Source organism: Bradyrhizobium sp. Cp5.3 (assembly GCF_000426265.1).
Classification (GTDB): domain Bacteria; phylum Pseudomonadota; class Alphaproteobacteria; order Rhizobiales; family Xanthobacteraceae; genus Bradyrhizobium; species Bradyrhizobium neotropicale.
The window spans coordinates 45,091-60,522 of the sequence record NZ_AUFA01000001.1 but is presented as its reverse complement, the minus strand read 5'-3'; the positions used below and the strand labels follow the sequence as shown (position 1 = coordinate 60,522).

The window sequence follows — 15,432 nt, the reverse complement described above, 5'->3', positions numbered from 1 at the left end:
AACTCTAACCCCACTGTCATTCCGGGGCGATGCGACGGGACCGCGCGAAGCGCGGCCCGAGAGCATCGAGCCCGGAATGCATCGGGCCGCAGGAATACTCGGAGAAATGCATTCCGGGCTCGCCTCTTCGAGGCGCCCCGGAATGACGATCAATGGCCGGCCACCGGCTCCGCCACCGGATCATACGTCGCCACCGCCTTGCCGCCGCCGCGGTAGACGGTCGAGGCGGCGATGATGCCGAGCAGGGCAGCGAACATCAGCCAGAAGCCGGGCGAGGCCTTGTCGCCGGTTCTCTCGATCAGCCAGGTCGAGGCGAACGGGGTGAAGGTGCCGAACAGGGCGGCCGCGAGCGCAAAGGCGAGCGAGAAGCAGGTGGTGCGCACATGCGCCGGCACGATCTCGACCAGCGCGCCGAGCATGGTTCCGCTGTAGACGCCGAAATAGAACGAGAACATCATCTCGACCGCGAGCAGCTTGCCGAAGGTCGGCGCCGCCACCAGCCAGTGCAGCGCCGGATAGGCGGTCACGAGCGAGAGGCAGGCGATGGTCAGCAGCACCGGCTTGCGGCCGATGCGATCAGAGAGTGCGCCGCCGACCGGATTCCAGATGAAGTTGGTCACCGCCACCAGCAGCGTGACGAGCAGCGCGTCCTGCGTCGTCAGTTTCAGCACGTTCTTGCCGAAGGTCGGCGTGTACACCGTGACGAAATAGAATGTCGTGGTGGTCAGGATCGCGATCATCATGCCGAGGATGACGATGCGCCAGTTTGCGAGCGCCGAGGAAAACACCTGCGCAGCGGTCGGATGCTTCTTCATCGCCAGGAATTCCGGCGTTTCCTGCAGCGTGCGCCGCAGGAAGAAGATCAGAGGGATGATCAGGCAGCCGACGAAGAACGGGATGCGCCAGCCCCAGGCGGTGACGATGTCGGCGGGCATGACCTCGGAGAGGATGTAGCCGAGGATCGACGCCACGAAGATCGCGACCTGCTGGCTCGACGACTGGAACGAGGTGTAGAAGCCGCGATTGCCCGGCGTCGAGATCTCAGCGAGGTAGACCGAGACGCCGCCGAGTTCGACGCCGGCGGAGAAGCCCTGAAGCAGGCGGCCGAGCAGCACGATGATCGGCGCGGCGATGCCGATGGTCGCGTAGCTCGGGCAGAACGCGATCACCACGGTGCCGGCGGCCATGATGCCGAGCGTGACGATCAGGCCCTGGCGGCGGCCGATGCGGTCGATGTACGCGCCGAGCACGATCGCGCCGACCGGCCGCATCAATGCGCCGAGCCAGAACACGCCGAAGGTGTTGAGCAGCGAGGCCGTCTCGTTGGTGGAGGGGAAGAACGCCTTGCCGATCGCGGCGGCATAGAAGCCGAACAGGAAGAAGTCGAACTGCTCGAGAAAATTGCCGCTGGTCGCGCGCAGGATGGCGCCGATGCGCGACTTGATCTCGGGCGGATTGGTTGAGGCTGGTCCAGCCATGGCGTTGCTCCCCTTGAAGGCTTGCCTTGAAGACTCGGCCGGACCGGAACTCATTTTCACGGCAGGCGACAGATTGCTGCGACAATCTGTCATAACCCCTCCCGCGCGGGGCGCTGCGAGTCAACCGATTTTGCTGCGGAAGCCGATTGATTTTTCAGGCTTTATTCTGCGCTGCAGCGACCACCCATTGGCGGAAGGCGGCGAGCTTCGGCGCTTCGCGGCGGCCGTTGGGCGAAACCAGATAGAAGCCGGCATCCGCTGGCAGGGCGATCTTGAAGGGCACCACGAGGCGGCCCTTCGCGATGTCGTCCTGGACGTACGAGGTCCGTCCCATCGCAACGCCCATGCCGTCGATCGCCGCCTGGACCGTCATGAGGGTCATGTCGAAAGTGATGCCGGGCAGCCGGGAAATGCCGGTCGACAGGCCTGCCGCCGTCAGCCAGAGACGCCAGTCGTCGCTGTTGTTGGTGTGCAGCAGCGCATGCTCATGCAGATCCTCGGGCCGGCGCAACGGCTTGTCGCCGCGGAGCAGCGACGGGCTGCACACCGGGAACAATTCGTCCGCCATCAGCCAGTCGGCGCGCAGGCCCGCCCACTGGCCTCTCCCGTAGCGGATCGCGGCGTCGACATTGTCGCGCTGGAAGTCGACGAGGCTGGTCGAGGTGGTGATGCGAACGTCGACGCCGGGATGTGTCTCCTGGAAATCGGTCAGCCGCGGCAGCAGCCATTTCGCGGCGAGCGAGGCGATCGTCGAGACGGTCAGCACCTTGTCGTCGTCCTTGCGCAGCAGGCGGTCGGTCGCGAGCCTGAGATCGTTGAAGGCGGCGCGGACGCCGGGCAGGTAGTCGCGCGCCTCCGGCGTCAGCGCCAGCGCGCGGTTCTGCCGGATGAAGAGGCGGATGCCGAGCTCCTCCTCGAGCCGCCGGATCTGATGGCTGATCGCGGTCTGGGTCACGTTCAGCTCGGCAGCGGCCAGCGTGAAGCTGAGGTGCCGCGCAGCGGCCTCGAACGCCCGCAATCCGTTCAGGGAAGGCAATCTGGCAGTCATTTGGCAGCAGGATGCATGAGCTTAATTCATGCGAAAAGGTACAAATTGTCGTTTGTCGAGGCGCGTTCGCAGGCGGATATTACGGTGAAATTTAGCTCGAGGAGCTGAAAATGTCTACCTGCACCACAAATTCGATGACAAATCATCATGCGCATGGGCTGATCGACCAGATCAGCGAGACCCTGCATGTCTGGCACGAGCGCTACCGGACCCGTCGCGAGCTCGCCGAATGGACCACCCGCGATCTCCAGGACATCGGCCTGTCCTGGGCTGACGTTGCTTACGAAGCCGACAAACCCTTCTGGCGGGCCTGAACGGCAGCCAGGCCGGCGCCGCCTGATCAGGGGCGCCGGCGGTCACTTTTTCTCAAGGCGCGTGTCATGAGCACCCTTCGCCTCGACGATCTCAAGCAATATTCGGATACGCTGCGCACTCGCCACGGCGATGCGCTGACCGTGCGCTTCGTCGAACCGCGCGACATCGACGAGCTTCAGCACTATTTCCGCTCGCTTACGACGCGGTCCCGCTACAACCGCTTCTTCGGCGCGATCAGCGAGTTGCCGAAGGGCCTGCTGCACGACTTCCTGCAGGTCGGCGAGCGCGAGCGCTTCACCGTCGTCGCGAGCATGATGGTCGATGGCTTCGAGACCATCGTCGCGGAAGCGCGCTACGCCCTCCATGCCGAGACCTCGACGCTCGAATTCGGCCTGTCGGTCGACGACCGCTGGCAGGGTCACGGCATCGGCACCGCGTTGCTCAAGAATTTGGAATGCCGCGCGGCGGCGCTCGGCGCCGAGCACATGTTCGGCGACACGCTGCGCTCCAACGACACAATGATCTCGCTCGCGCGCAAATCCGGCTTCGCCTTCACCAATCACCCGGACGACTGGAAGCTGGTGCGCTTCGACAAGGAGATCACGGTCGCGCCGAAGGAGATCCCCTGCGCAAGCTGGCGCCTCGCTGCCCTTTCCCGTCAGGCCGACAGCCCCTCAGCCGCGGCCTGACACTACTCCAAGCCCGGCCCTGGTGAACCAGAGCCGGGCCTTTTTTTGACCCCATCGGCGCGATTGATGGAGAGCGTCCGGCAGGCCGGCGAAAGTTATTTCCCCGTGAACACCGGCTTGCGCTTGTCGATGAAGGCCTGCACCGCCTCCTTGTGATCGGCCGTTGCGGTCAGGCGGATCAGCCGTCCGGCCTCGTGGTCGCGGGCGGTCTCGAAGTCGAACAGCAGGGCTTCGTCGAGATTATCCTTCATGTAGCGCAGCGCGAGGCGCGGCCCTTCGGCGAACGATTTTGCCAGCGCGAAGGCTTCGGTCTGCAGTTTGTCGTCGGGCACGACGCGGTTGACGAGGCCGATCGCCTCGCACCTTGCAGCATCGATCTTGTCGCCGGTGAACATCAGCTCGCGCGCCCGCGCCGTGCCGATGAGCCGCGTCAGCAGCCAGGCGATGCCGTAATCGCCGCTCAGTGCGACGCGGGCATAGCCGGTGGCAACGAAGGCCGATTGCGCGGCGATGCGGATGTCGCAGGCCATGGCGATGGCGAGCCCGGCGCCGACCGCGGGGCCCGGCAGCGCCGCGATGGTCGGCTTGCGCACCGACACAAGTGCGCCGGTGAGCAGACGCTGCCGCTCCTGGAGATCGGCAACCTTGTCGTCAAAGGACATTTCGAGCTTGGCCTTGTCGCGATGCGCGCCCATGCCCTTGACGTTGCCGCCGGCGCAGAAGGCCTCACCGGCACCGGTGATGAGCAGCGCGCCGACATTGGGATCCTCGCCGCAGGTCCGGATCATCGTGCGCAGCGCGGGCGTCAGCGTGTCGGAGAGAGAATTGCGCGCCTCCGGCCGGTTCAGCGTGATCACCGCGACGCGGTCGCGGATGACGCAGAGGAGTTCATTGGTGCCGGTGTCGATGGTGGTTTCGGTGGTCATCTCGCTCCCTCTGCTCTTGTAGGGTGGGCAAAGCGAAGCGTGCCCACCATTGTTTCCGCGTCGTCCGTGGTGGGCACGGCGCTACGCGCCTTTGCCCACCCTACGGAAGTTCAATTCAAAACTTCTCCACCCAGGGCCGCAATTCCAGCTCCCAGCTCCAGGCGCTGCGTGGCTGCTGCAGGACGTTCCAATAGCTCTCTGCGATCGCATCGGGATCGAGCATCGAGTCCGGCTTGTCGTCGGGTTCGGTGCGTGCCGCGCTGCGGATGCCGCCGTCGATGACGAAATGCGCGACATGGATGCCTTGCGGCGACAGTTCGCGCGCCATGCTCTGCGCCAGCCCGCGCAGCGCGAACTTGCCCATCGCGAACGGGGCGGACTGGGCATAGCCCTTGACGCTGGCGGATGCGCCCGTGAACAGGATCGCGCCATGCTTGTTCGGCAGCATGCGCCTTGCCGCCTGCTGCGCCACCAGGAACCCGCCATAGGCGCTGACGGTGATCGATTGCGCGACATCCGCCGGCACGAGGTCGATGAAGGGTCCGCGGGTCCGGCCGCTGGCATTGTAGATGACGAGGTCGGGCGTGCCGATCTCGCGTTCGACGAGGCCAAACAGCCGCTCGACCTCCTCCGGCTCCGTCGCGTTGCAGGCAAAGGCCTTCGCGCCGGTCTCGGTACAGAGCGCGCCGAGCTTCTCGATCTTTCGCGCGGCGAGCGCGACGCGCAGTCCCTGGGCCGACAGCAGCCGCGCCAGCGAGGCGCTCAATCCTTCGCCGGCGCCGACGATCAGCGCGATCTTGTACTTCGGGTGGTCCATGGTTGGTCCCTCTGGGATAAGGAGCCGATCATCTATGCATCATGTGCGCGAACAACCAGCCGACGTACCGAACCGATCGATCACAATTCCGCAGAGCGAATTGCTCCCTCGCGGCGATCATGCCTCCCTGACAATTTGCGGCTTTATCCAACTCGCCGCCTGGAGCATGATCCACATCATGCAACGCGGCAAGCGGGAAAGCAGCCGCTGAAATGCCGCGGGACGGAAACGAAGAGGTCATCATGCATCAGCCCATCACGCCGCATCAGGCAGATGCTGTCGCGAGCCAATCGGGCCTGCTCGCGCCCGACACCACCGGCATGAATTTCTACCGCGCCGATCAGGCGTTGACGGATCTGCTGCGGATCCATCTGCCTGATGCGCTGTTCCGCCACATCGAGCCGCATCTGGACCGGCTCGGCGAGCTCGCCGGCGGCTATCTCGACGACTGTGCGCGCCTCGCCGACCGGCATACGCCGGTGCTGCACCAGCGCGACAAGTTCGGCCGCGATGTGCAGTGGATCGAATATCATCCGGCCTATCGCGAGCTGGAGAAGGCGGCCTTCGGCGAGTTCGGCATTCATGCGCTCTCGATCCGCAAGGGCATCATGGGCTGGCCGGACAAATACCCGGTGGTGGCGAAACACGCCTTCACCTTCCTGTTCAACCAGACCGAATTCGGCATGGGCTGCCCGATCAATGTGACCGACGGTTGCGCAAAACTGCTCGCGAATTTCGGCAGCGAGGCGCTGAAGGAAAAGTATCTCGACGGCCTCACGCAGACCGACATGAGCAAGCTGACGCAGGGCGGCCAGTTCATGACTGAGAAGGAGGGCGGCTCCGACGTCGGCACGCTGACCACGCGCGCAATACAGGACGGCGACCACTGGCGGCTCTATGGCGAGAAATGGTTCTGCTCGAATGCGGACGCGAAAGTCGTGATGCTGCTGGCGCGTCCCGAAGGCGCCGGGCCCGGCACGCGCGGCGTCGGCCTGTTCCTGATGCCGCGCTTCCTCGATGATGGCTCGCAGAACCATTACCGGATCGCGCGGCTGAAGGACAAGCTCGGGACACGTTCGATGGCCTCGGGCGAGATCAAGCTCGAAGGCGCGATCGCCTATGCCGTCGGCAAGCTCGATCGCGGCTTCGTGCAGATGGCCGAGATGGTGAACTCCTCGCGGCTGTCGAACGGTGTCAAGTCGACCGCCTTGATGCGCCGCGCCTATCATGACGCGATGACGGTCGCGAAGAACCGCGTGGTGTTCGGCAATCGCATCATCGACCTGCCGCTCGGACGGCGGCAGATGCTGAAGATCATGCTGCCGGTCGAGCAGGCGCTGTCGATGAGCTTCCTCACCGCCGACGCACTCGACCGCGCGGAAGCGGGCAGCCAGGATGCCGCGGCGCTGCTGCGCATCCTCACCCCGACGCTGAAATTCCGGGCCACGCGCGATGCCCGCAAGGTGTGCGGCGATGCGCTCGAGATGCGCGGCGGCATCGGCTATATCGAGGAATTCGCCACCGCCCGCCTGCTGCGCGATGCGCATCTCGGCTCGATCTGGGAAGGCACCGGCAACATCGTCGCGATCGATGCACTCAAGCGCGCGGTCGGCCGCCACGGCGCCGAATCCGCGCTCGCCGCCGATCTGCATGCCCGCCTCGACGACAGCGCCTCCGTGCCTCAGGCCTGGCGTGACCGGCTACGCGACCTCACCGATCGCGCCGTCGGTTTCGCGCGCGAGGTCGCGAGCAAGGTCGACAACGAAGCCGACGCGCGGCGTGCGACGAGCCTGCTCTATCATGTCGCAAGCGCCGTGGCGCTCGCCTGGGAAGCGCATCGCATCCATGAGATGCGCGGCGATGCGCGCCGGCTCTTGCTCTCGCGGCTGGTGATCGATCACCGGGTGTCGCCGAGCGATCCGTTCCGGCTCACGGAAAATGCCACGCAGCAGAAGATAGCTGCGCTGCTGCTAGGTGATCGTGCTGCCGGCATGAGCGAGGTTGGCGAACTGGTTCTGGCAGCGTAGGCTGCGCTTTACGATCAAACCAAAGAAAAGCGATAGGGAGTGCTTCGATGAAGGCCGCCGTCCTCTATGAAGTGAACCAGCCGCTCGTCATCGAGAATGTCAGCCTGCCGAAGCCGGGCCCGCGCGAGGTTCTGATCCGCACCGCGGTCGCCGGTCTCTGCCACTCCGATCTGCACTTCATGGAAGGCCTCTATCCGCATCCGCTGCCCGCGGTGCTCGGCCACGAGTCCGCCGGTGTGGTCGAGCAGGTCGGCTCCGACGTCACTTATGTGAAGCCGGGCGACCATGTCGTCACCTGCCTCTCGGTGTTCTGCGGCACCTGCGACAACTGCACGACCGGCCGCACCGTGCTCTGCACCGACACCACGGTGAAGATGCTGCCCGGCGCCTCCAACCGCATGCAATGGTCGAAGCCGGAGAAGCTGCACCAGTTCCTCAATCTCTCGTCCTTCGCCGAGCAGATGCTGGTGCACGAAAATGCGATCGTCAAAATCCGCAAGGAGATGCCGCTCGATCTTGCCGCGCTGATCGGCTGCGGTGTCATCACCGGCTATGGCGCGGTTGTGAACACGGCGAAGGTGACGGCCGGCGAGACCGTGGCGGTGATCGGTTGCGGCGGCGTCGGCATGGCGGCGATCAACGGCGCGCAGATCGCGGGCGCCGGCCGCATCATCGCCATCGACACCAATCCGGCAAAGCTGCAGCTTGCGACCAAGCTGGGCGCGACCGACCTCATCAATCCGGCCGACGGCGACGTCGTGAAGCAGGTCCGCGATCTCACCAATGGCGGCGTGCATCATTCCTTCGAGGTGCTCGGCCGCAAGGAGACCGCCGAGCAGGCCTTCGGCATGCTCGCCGCGGGCGGCACCGCCACCATCGTCGGCATGATTCCGTTCGGGCAGAAGATCGAGCTGCACGGCTTCGACTTCCTGCGCGAACGCAAGATCCAGGGCTCGTCGATGGGCTCGAACCATTTCCGTGTCGACATGCCCCGGCTGGTCGATTTCTACCTGCGCGGCCGGCTGCATCTGGAGGACTGGATCTCGGCCAAGCTGAAGCTGTCGGAGATCAACGAGGGCTTTGCCAACATGAAGGCGGGCAAGACGCTGCGCAGCGTGATCGTGTTCGATAGCTAGCTGGCGGTCGTGCCGAGGACCGAGGCTTGGTCGCGTCCGGTCTCAGCGCCCCGGTACACTTCGATCGATAACGAATTATTGTCGTGCCGGCGAATGCTAGGTTGGCCAGGCATCGGCGTAAGCCGATGGCTGGCGGGGCGGCATGGCTGCAACAATCGACGTCTACTACGATTTCAGGTCACCTTACGCCTATTTTGCCGCCCATCGAATCCGCGATCGGGAGATCGCGGGCCACTCGTGGCGGTGGTGTCCGGTTTCCATCGACGTGCTGCTCAATCTCCAGGCCGGTCGCGAGCCCTTCGCCCCTTACTCCGATCCGCTATCGGCGCCGAAGCGGGCGCATTTGATCGCGGATGTCCGGCGTCTGGCGGCTTACCACGATCTGCCTTTGCGTCCGCCACGGCCGGCCCGTCCCAACTCGGTCCCGGCGCTGTGTCTGGCGGCGCTCATCGACGAGTCCGCGCGCGCGGCGTTCACCATGTCCGTGTTCGACGCGCTCTGGCGCGACCGGCAGGACATCGCCGATCCCGAAGTGCTTGCCGCCTGCCTGACGCGCACGGCCGCGAGCGGTGACCTCGTATCGCGTGCGTTCACAGCGCCGGCACGCCTGCGTCTCGCGGAGCAAACAAAGGAAGCTTATGCGCGCGGGATCTTTGGCGTGCCGAGCTTTGCTGTCGGCACCGACATCTTCTTCGGCAACGACCGGCTGGACTTGTTGCGCTGGACGCTCGAACGGCAGATTCGATCTGCTTCCTAGGCCTCACCGCGACACGTGCGCCGACACCGCGAGCCACCACCTGCCGTTCTTCTTGGCCCAGCAATCGGTGTAACGGCCGGTGGCCTGCTGGCCGTCCGCCGTGGTGTAGCTGGTCGCCCCGTGGATGATGGCGAAGTCGCCCATGATGCGGATGATGACATCGCGTTCTCTGAGATTTCGGATCGCGATCGGCCGTGCCGTCTGTTCCAGGAAGGCCGCGCGATCGACCAGGGTCTTGTCGGGATTGGAGCAATAGAAATCCGGCGCCAGGATCTCGTCGAAACGCCTGACGTCGCAGTTCTGCACCGACGCGACATAGTCGCGGTTGAGTGCGGTGAGCTCTTCCATGTCCTGGCTCATGACATTTCCTTCCCTTCTGGTCATTCCGGGGCGAGCGACGTGCGAAACCTGGAGTCTCGAAGTCGTCCGCGAGATTCGCTTGATGACGGACAAGAGCATGTCTGATCGTAGCGATGCTTCGGTTTAGACCGAAACGATGAGTTCCATTCAGTCATCAAACAAAGGCGGCGGTGTGAAGCCGCCGAATTCGCGCTCGATCAGCTCGGCGAGCTTGAGCGGCGTGCGGTCCTCCAGCCACGGGCCGACGATCTGGACGCCGATCGGCAGGCCGTCGGGCGCGAAGCCGGTGGGGAGTGCGGTCGAGGGCAGGCCGGGCAGGGTGGCGATGCCGGGCCAGGCAAGATGATCCGGATAGACGTACTCCTTGCCGTCGATCTTGATCCGCCGCTTTTCCTGCTCAGGCGAATGATCGTGCGGATAGGCCGGCGTCGGCATGACCGGGCAGATCACCGCATCGAAGACCTTGAACAGCTCGCGCCATTGCGCGCGCAGCCGGGTGCGTCCGCCATTGGCCATGACCCAATCGCGATGGCTGAGCGCGATGCCGCGCAGCCGCTCCGCGGCGAGGCTGTTGTCGCTCTCGGGCAGCGCGGCCGCGGCTGCCTTGGCGCCGGCGTAGATGTCGGGCGCGAAGGTCGCGCCCAGGAACGACATCAGCATGCGCATATAGAGCCGCGACGACGCGGCGAAATCCGGCAGCAGCGGACTGTTGCGCTCAATCCTGACGCCGGCCTTGGCGAGGTTGTCGGCGAGCGCGTTGATGGTCCCGCGTACGGCGGTATCGGTCGGCAGCACCGGATCGGTGTCGATGACCAGCACTCGGAAATCCCTGAGTGCGTTGTGCCGCGGGGCCGGCAGGTCGAGTCGGTAGGCTTGGCCCGCGTCGATCGGATCGGGCCCGGCGATCACGTCGAGCAGCAGCGAGAGATCGGCGGCGCTGCGTGCCATCGGACCGATCACCGAAAGGTCGCGCTCGAACGGCAGGGGCGGCAGCGGCGGCGGGGTGTGGCCGCGCATCGCGACCAGGCCGAAGGTCGGCTTGTGCGCATAGACCCCGCAGTGGAATGCCGGCACGCGCAGCGAGCCGCCGATGTCGGAGCCGATCGACAGCGGGCCATAGCCCGCGGCAAGTGCTGCTGACGATCCGCCGGACGAGCCGCCGGGCGTGCGGCCGAGATCGTAAGGGTTATTGGTGGTGCCGTAGATGTCGTTGTAGCTCTGCCAGTCGCCGAGGCCGAGCGGGACGTTGGTCTTGCCGAGGATCACGGTGCCTGCGTCCTTTACCCGCGTGATCGGCAGGGCGTCTTCCTTGGCGATGAAATCCTTCTGCGCGGGAATGCCCCAGGTCGTCGGCAGGCCGGCGATGTTGTAGGATTCCTTCACCGTCATTGGCAGGCCGAGCAGCGGCTTGTTCTCGCCGCGCGCCAGCGCCGCGTCCGCCTCGCGTGCCGCAGTGAGCGCGCGGTCGAAATCCCTAACGCAGATCGCGTTGACCTCGGCGTCGTGACGTTCGATGCGGTCGATTGCGTCCTGCGTGAGCTCGACCGAGGAGACCTTCCTTGCGGTCAATGCCGCCGTCAGTTCGACCGCGCTCTTGAAGCTCCATTCCGATTTGGCCACTGCGCTTCTCCTGCTCTCATTGCGTGAGGGATGATGCGCAGGTTGACCAAATGCCGCAACCTCCGTTTGACGGCGATTGCTATGCTGGCAGGTTGTAGCGAAAGTGAGCCAAACAAGAGATCGCAGTCATCGCCCGGCTTGAACATTTGACCGGGCGATGACAAAGAGCGGCGCTACGCCGCCCCGATCAATATGCCCACGCCGAGCACGATCGCGCCGCCGAGCACGATCTGGAACACGGCCTGAAGGAAAGGCGTGTCCATGTAGCGTGCGCGAATGAAGGCAATCGCCCACAATTCGAAGAACACGACGACGCAGGCGATCGCCGTGGCGATCCAGAATGCGTTGGGCCATGCATCCGGCACGAGATAGGGCATGGTGTGGCCGAGCCCGCCAAGCGTGGTCATCGCCCCGCAGGTGACGCCGCGAAGCCATGGCGAGCCGCGCCCGGTTAGCGAGCCGTCATCGGAGAGCGCCTCCGCAAAGCCCATGCTGATGCCGGCGCCGATCGAGGCGGCGAGGCCGACCAGAAAGGTCTGCCAGTTCTGGTGGGTGGCGAAGGCGGCCGCGAACAGCGGCGCCAGCGTCGAGACCGAACCGTCCATCAGGCCGGCGAGGCCCGGCTGCACATATTGCAGCACGAACATCCGCCGCCGCGTGCGGTCTTCCTCGGCGCGCACGTCGGGCTTCAGGATTTGGTCGGTAAGCGCGACGGCGCGATTCTCGTGGTGCTTCTCCTCCTCGGCGAGATCGCCGAGCAAGCGACGCACGCCGACATCCTCGGCCTGCTCGGCGGCCCGCGCGTAGAACCGCTCGGCCTCGAGCTCCATGGTCCCGACTTCTTTGCGGATCGTGTCGAGCGGCAGGTTTTTCGTCAGCCAGATCGGACGTCGCCGCAGAAAACCCTTGACGTCCTCGCGGCGGATCGGCGGCAGATGCGGGCCGAAGCGCTCCTCGTAGAGCTGGAGCAGGCGATGCCGGTGGCCGCGCTCTTCCTCGGCCATCTCTTCGAAGATCTTTGCCGTGTCCGGGTATCGCTCCCGGAGGTCTTCGGCGAAAGTCATATAGATGCGGCTGTCTTGCTCCTCGGAGGAGATCGCGACCGCCAGCACCTCGCGCTCGGTCAGATCGGAAAAGTTCTTCACGATGGCCCTGCATATAGTTTAGAACAATTCTAAACTATATAGGCCGCGGTAGTTCCCGGGTCAAATCACGCCGCGCGGACCTTCGACAGGAAGTCGAGCAGCAGCCGGCTCACCTCGCCAGGCTGCTCCTGCTGCACCCAATGGCCGGCGCCATCGACGAGGTGGCAGCCGAGCATGTTGGTGCATCCGGTGCCCTGCATCGCTTCGAATACGCCGGGTCGCTGATACGTGCCCCAATCCTGCTTGCCCGAAATGAAGCACGAGGGCACGTCGATGCTGCGGCCGGCGAACAGTTGCAGCTCGTTATTGAAAACACCTGACGTGCCGCAGCGATACCATTGCAGCCCACCCTGGAATCCGGTGCGGCCGTATTCGGCGCTGTAATAGGCGAGCTCGCGGTCCGGCAGCCATTGATTGGCGGCGATGGCCGCCGGCGACGGCATCTCCTTCGCCACCGTCTCCGCCATGGTCTCGCCAGCGTCCATCACGTAGTACGTCGGCAGCTTTGCGAGCTCACCGGCGGACCACGATCTGAGCGGATAGGGCTTGTTGTCGATCCAGTCCGCGCTCTTGTGATGGTAATAGGCGCGCAGGAAATCATGCACGCCCTGCGGCGCATGATGCATGTCGGCATTCGCCGCGCGCGTCGAATAGTACCATTGGTAATGCTTGCGCGGGCGCGGCAGCGCCGCGAGCTCGCGATGTACGGGATCTTCGGCTGCAGGGTTTACCGGTGCGTCGACGGTGTTGAATGGCAACGTTGGCGGCCCGCCGAACGGCGCGCTCATCATCGTGACGGAGCGAAACACGTCGGGCCGCACCAGCGCGCACCAGGATGCGACCGGGCTGCCGAAATCATGCCCGACCACGTCGACCTGCCTGTAGCCGAACGCCGCCACCAGCCCGAGTGCGTCACGCACCAGGTTGAAGAGCCGGAACGGCGCGAGATCGCCGTCATATTCCGCGGTCCATCCGGTGGTCCGGCCATAGCCGCGCTGGTCCGGCGCGATGACGTGGTAGCCGGCGGCGGCGAGTGTCGGCATGACCTTGCGCCAGGAGAAGGCCAGCTCGGGGAAGCCGTGCAGCAACAGGACGCTTGGCCGCCCCTTCGTCTCGAAGCCAGCCTCCAGCACATGCATGGAGAGTCCGTTGATGCCGTCGATGGTACGCGAGCGGATGCCGGCGGGCAGGGGGATGTCGGGGAGGAATGCCATGGTGGTTGCCTCGGGCGCGGGCGGAGATGCGCACCATTATGCCGTGTGTGGCAATCGGCCAACCCGAAAACACGCCTGTCATTCCGGGATGCGCCGAAGGCGCAGGCCCGGAATCCATTGGGCCGCAGAACCAGTTGCATCATGGATTCCGGGTTCGACGCTGCGCGTCGCCCCGGAATGACGTGGTAGGGTGGGCAAAGCGAAGCGTGCCCACCATTCCAATGCGATCTTGAGCAAGAAATGGTGGGCACGGCGCTGCGCGCCTTTGCCCACCCTACGAATCCGTCGCCGCTAAATCTTCACCGCCGCCTTCGGCCAATACCGGTCGCGCAAATGGCGCTTGACCAGTTTTCCGGTCGGCGTGCGCGGCAGCTCTGACTCGAAATCGACCGCACGCGGGCACTTGATCGCGGAGAGGCGGCTCTTGCAGTAGGCGATCAGGTCGGCCTCGAGCTCCTTGCCGGCGCGCTTCATGTCGTGGGGCTGCACCACCGCCTTCACCTCCTCGCCCATCTCCGCGTTCGGCACGCCGAACACGGCGACGTCGGCGACATCAGGGTGGGTGATGAGCACGTCCTCGGTCTCCTGCGGGTAGATGTTCACCCCGCCCGAGATGATCATGTAGGACTTCCGGTCGGTGAGATAGAGAAAGCCGTCCTTGTCGAGATAGCCGACGTCGCCGAGTGTCGACCAGCCCTTGGCATTGTAAGCCTTTTTCGTCTTCTCGGGATCGTTGTGATAGGTGAAGGCCGGTGCGTCGGCGAAATAGACCGTGCCGATCTCACCCGTCGGCTGCTCTTCGTCGTTCTCGTCCAGGATCTTGATCTTGCCGACCACGGCGCGACCGACGCTGCCACGATGCTCGAGCCATTGCTGCGAATTGCAGACGGTGACACCGTTACCTTCCGAGCCCGCGTAATATTCGATCAGTATCGGTCCCCACCATTCAATCATGTTTGCCTTGACGTCGATCGGGCAGGGCGCGGCGGCGTGGATCGCGCCTTTGAGTGTCGAGACGTTGTACTTGGAGCGCACCTCGTCCGGAAGCTTCAGCATGCGTACGAACATGGTCGGCACGAGCTGCGACTGCGTGACCTTGTACTTCTCGACCAGCTTCAGGAATTCCTCGGCGTCGAAATGCTCCATGATGATGGAGGTGCCGCCCAGCGTGATCGCCATCATGTTGAAGCGCAAGGGAGCCGCGTGATACAGCGGCGCCGGCGAGAGGTACGTGCTCTCGGCATTCATGCCGCACATGTCGGCGCAGAGCACGCGCAGGAAGGCGTTCGGCACGTCAATCCGATTGCTCTCGAAGGCCTTCTTGACGCCCTTGGGGCGGCCGGTGGTGCCCGATGAATACAGCATGTCGTACCCGGCGACCTCGTCGGCGATCGGCGTCGCCGGCTGCGCGGCCATTTCCTTGTCGTAGGAGCGGAAGCCGGGCAGCGGCTCGTCCATCATGTAGAAGATCGGCTCGCCGGGCGCGCCCTTGATCAGGCCCTTGATCTGGTCGGCGCATTTCGGAGTGGTGATCACGACCTTGGCGCCGCAATCGCCGATGATGTAATCGATCTCGTCCTGCTTCAGATAGCGGCTGATCGCCGTGTAATAGAGGCCGCTGCGTTGTGCCGCCCAGCAGATCTCCATGAACGCGAGTCGGTTCTCCATCAACAGCGCGATGTGATCGCCGGCCTTCAGCCCGAGCGAGCGGAACAGGTTTGCGCCCTGGTTCGAGAGCTCGTCGAGCTCGCGATAGGTGATCGCCTTGCCGGTTCCGGCCATCTGGTAGGCGATCTTGTCGGGTGTAGTACGGGCGTGGATGGAGGGGTGGGTCATGGTGGAGGTCTCGAGGCAAAGTTAAGGTGTCGTCCCGGCTTTCGCCGGGACGACACCGTTATTT

The 15,432-nt window shown here is 64.7% G+C and carries 15 protein-coding genes; 6 read left to right on the top strand and 9 right to left on the bottom strand.

The annotated features are described in order from the left end of the window. Window positions 1-149: 149 nt before the first annotated feature. Entirely contained in the window at window positions 150-1,478 is a 1,329-nt protein-coding gene (locus tag K289_RS0100290) for an MFS transporter (protein ID WP_027549605.1), read from the bottom strand. 154 nt (window positions 1,479-1,632) lie between these two features. Beyond that, the gene (locus tag K289_RS0100285) at window positions 1,633-2,526 is read right to left on the bottom strand and encodes a transcriptional regulator GcvA (RefSeq protein WP_027549604.1); all 894 of its coding nucleotides are present in this window, start codon (window positions 2,524-2,526) and stop codon (window positions 1,633-1,635) included. A 110-nt stretch (window positions 2,527-2,636) separates the two neighbouring features. Between K289_RS0100285 and K289_RS0100280 the strand changes: the two genes are divergently transcribed. Further along, entirely contained in the window at window positions 2,637-2,840 is a 204-nt protein-coding gene (locus K289_RS0100280; protein WP_027549603.1) for a DUF1127 domain-containing protein, read from the top strand. A 66-nt stretch (window positions 2,841-2,906) separates the two neighbouring features. Beyond that, the gene (locus K289_RS0100275; protein ID WP_027549602.1) at window positions 2,907-3,530 is read left to right on the top strand and encodes a GNAT family N-acetyltransferase; all 624 of its coding nucleotides are present in this window, start codon (window positions 2,907-2,909) and stop codon (window positions 3,528-3,530) included. Between the two features lie 95 nt (window positions 3,531-3,625). On the opposite strand, the gene K289_RS0100270 is transcribed toward K289_RS0100275, so the two are convergent. Together K289_RS0100270 and K289_RS0100265 are read right to left on the bottom strand one after the other, a co-directional pair. Further along, a complete protein-coding gene (locus tag K289_RS0100270) occupies window positions 3,626-4,456 on the bottom strand; it encodes an enoyl-CoA hydratase (protein ID WP_027549601.1) in 831 nt (276 codons plus the stop codon). Window positions 4,457-4,571: 115 nt separating this feature from the next. Further along, window positions 4,572-5,273, bottom strand: coding sequence for an SDR family oxidoreductase (locus tag K289_RS0100265; protein WP_027549600.1), 702 nt, complete (start codon window positions 5,271-5,273; stop codon window positions 4,572-4,574). 34 nt (window positions 5,274-5,307) lie between these two features. Between K289_RS0100265 and K289_RS50120 the strand changes: the two genes are divergently transcribed. The 4 genes from K289_RS50120 to K289_RS0100250 all read left to right on the top strand — a co-directional run bounded on the left by K289_RS50120 (window position 5,308) and on the right by K289_RS0100250 (window position 9,193). Beyond that, window positions 5,308-5,484: a hypothetical protein gene (locus K289_RS50120; RefSeq protein WP_156917729.1), complete on the top strand. Its 177-nt coding sequence runs from the start codon at window positions 5,308-5,310 to the stop codon at window positions 5,482-5,484. 31 nt (window positions 5,485-5,515) lie between these two features. Then, entirely contained in the window at window positions 5,516-7,300 is a 1,785-nt protein-coding gene (locus K289_RS0100260; RefSeq protein ID WP_027549599.1) for an acyl-CoA dehydrogenase family protein, read from the top strand. A gap of 47 nt (window positions 7,301-7,347) precedes the next feature. Beyond that, window positions 7,348-8,436 carry a Zn-dependent alcohol dehydrogenase gene (locus K289_RS0100255; protein WP_027549598.1) on the top strand — a complete coding sequence of 363 codons (1,089 nt, stop codon included), beginning with the start codon at window positions 7,348-7,350 and terminating at the stop codon, window positions 8,434-8,436. A gap of 142 nt (window positions 8,437-8,578) precedes the next feature. Beyond that, window positions 8,579-9,193 (top strand): 2-hydroxychromene-2-carboxylate isomerase, encoded by a 615-nt coding sequence (locus K289_RS0100250; RefSeq protein ID WP_027549597.1) that lies wholly within the window; start codon window positions 8,579-8,581, stop codon window positions 9,191-9,193. A 3-nt stretch (window positions 9,194-9,196) separates the two neighbouring features. Here K289_RS0100250 and K289_RS0100245 read toward each other — a convergent pair whose 3' ends face one another. From K289_RS0100245 to K289_RS0100225, 5 genes are all read right to left on the bottom strand, one after another. Then, window positions 9,197-9,553, bottom strand: a complete 357-nt coding sequence (locus K289_RS0100245; RefSeq protein ID WP_027549596.1) for a nuclear transport factor 2 family protein — start codon at window positions 9,551-9,553, stop codon at window positions 9,197-9,199. A 147-nt stretch (window positions 9,554-9,700) separates the two neighbouring features. Then, window positions 9,701-11,173, bottom strand: coding sequence for an amidase (locus tag K289_RS0100240; RefSeq protein ID WP_027549595.1), 1,473 nt, complete (start codon window positions 11,171-11,173; stop codon window positions 9,701-9,703). Between the two features lie 173 nt (window positions 11,174-11,346). Beyond that, the gene (mbfA, locus tag K289_RS0100235; RefSeq protein WP_027549594.1) at window positions 11,347-12,318 is read right to left on the bottom strand and encodes an iron exporter MbfA; all 972 of its coding nucleotides are present in this window, start codon (window positions 12,316-12,318) and stop codon (window positions 11,347-11,349) included. A 65-nt stretch (window positions 12,319-12,383) separates the two neighbouring features. Next, the gene (locus K289_RS0100230; RefSeq protein ID WP_027549593.1) at window positions 12,384-13,532 is read right to left on the bottom strand and encodes an alpha/beta fold hydrolase; all 1,149 of its coding nucleotides are present in this window, start codon (window positions 13,530-13,532) and stop codon (window positions 12,384-12,386) included. Between the two features lie 291 nt (window positions 13,533-13,823). Further along, window positions 13,824-15,368 carry an acyl-CoA synthetase gene (locus K289_RS0100225; protein ID WP_027549592.1) on the bottom strand — a complete coding sequence of 515 codons (1,545 nt, stop codon included), beginning with the start codon at window positions 15,366-15,368 and terminating at the stop codon, window positions 13,824-13,826. Window positions 15,369-15,432 lie beyond the last annotated feature (64 nt).

Bases quoted from the DNA above. Each gene is read 5' to 3' on its own strand.
- K289_RS0100280 (WP_027549603.1), top strand. From the start codon at position 2,637: ATGTCTACCTGCACCACAAATTCGATGACAAATCATCATGCGCATGGG.
- K289_RS0100255 (WP_027549598.1), top strand. From the start codon at position 7,348: ATGAAGGCCGCCGTCCTCTATGAAGTGAACCAGCCGCTCGTCATCGAG.
- K289_RS0100260 (WP_027549599.1), top strand. From the start codon at position 5,516: ATGCATCAGCCCATCACGCCGCATCAGGCAGATGCTGTCGCGAGCCAA.
- K289_RS0100270 (WP_027549601.1), bottom strand. From the start codon at position 4,456: ATGACCACCGAAACCACCATCGACACCGGCACCAATGAACTCCTCTGC.
- K289_RS0100285 (WP_027549604.1), bottom strand. From the start codon at position 2,526: ATGACTGCCAGATTGCCTTCCCTGAACGGATTGCGGGCGTTCGAGGCC.
- K289_RS0100250 (WP_027549597.1), top strand. From the start codon at position 8,579: ATGGCTGCAACAATCGACGTCTACTACGATTTCAGGTCACCTTACGCC.
- K289_RS0100230 (WP_027549593.1), bottom strand. From the start codon at position 13,532: ATGGCATTCCTCCCCGACATCCCCCTGCCCGCCGGCATCCGCTCGCGT.
- K289_RS0100225 (WP_027549592.1), bottom strand. From the start codon at position 15,368: ATGACCCACCCCTCCATCCACGCCCGTACTACACCCGACAAGATCGCC.
- K289_RS50120 (WP_156917729.1), top strand. From the start codon at position 5,308: ATGCATCATGTGCGCGAACAACCAGCCGACGTACCGAACCGATCGATC.
- K289_RS0100245 (WP_027549596.1), bottom strand. From the start codon at position 9,553: ATGAGCCAGGACATGGAAGAGCTCACCGCACTCAACCGCGACTATGTC.
- K289_RS0100275 (WP_027549602.1), top strand. From the start codon at position 2,907: ATGAGCACCCTTCGCCTCGACGATCTCAAGCAATATTCGGATACGCTG.
- K289_RS0100265 (WP_027549600.1), bottom strand. From the start codon at position 5,273: ATGGACCACCCGAAGTACAAGATCGCGCTGATCGTCGGCGCCGGCGAA.
- K289_RS0100290 (WP_027549605.1), bottom strand. From the start codon at position 1,478: ATGGCTGGACCAGCCTCAACCAATCCGCCCGAGATCAAGTCGCGCATC.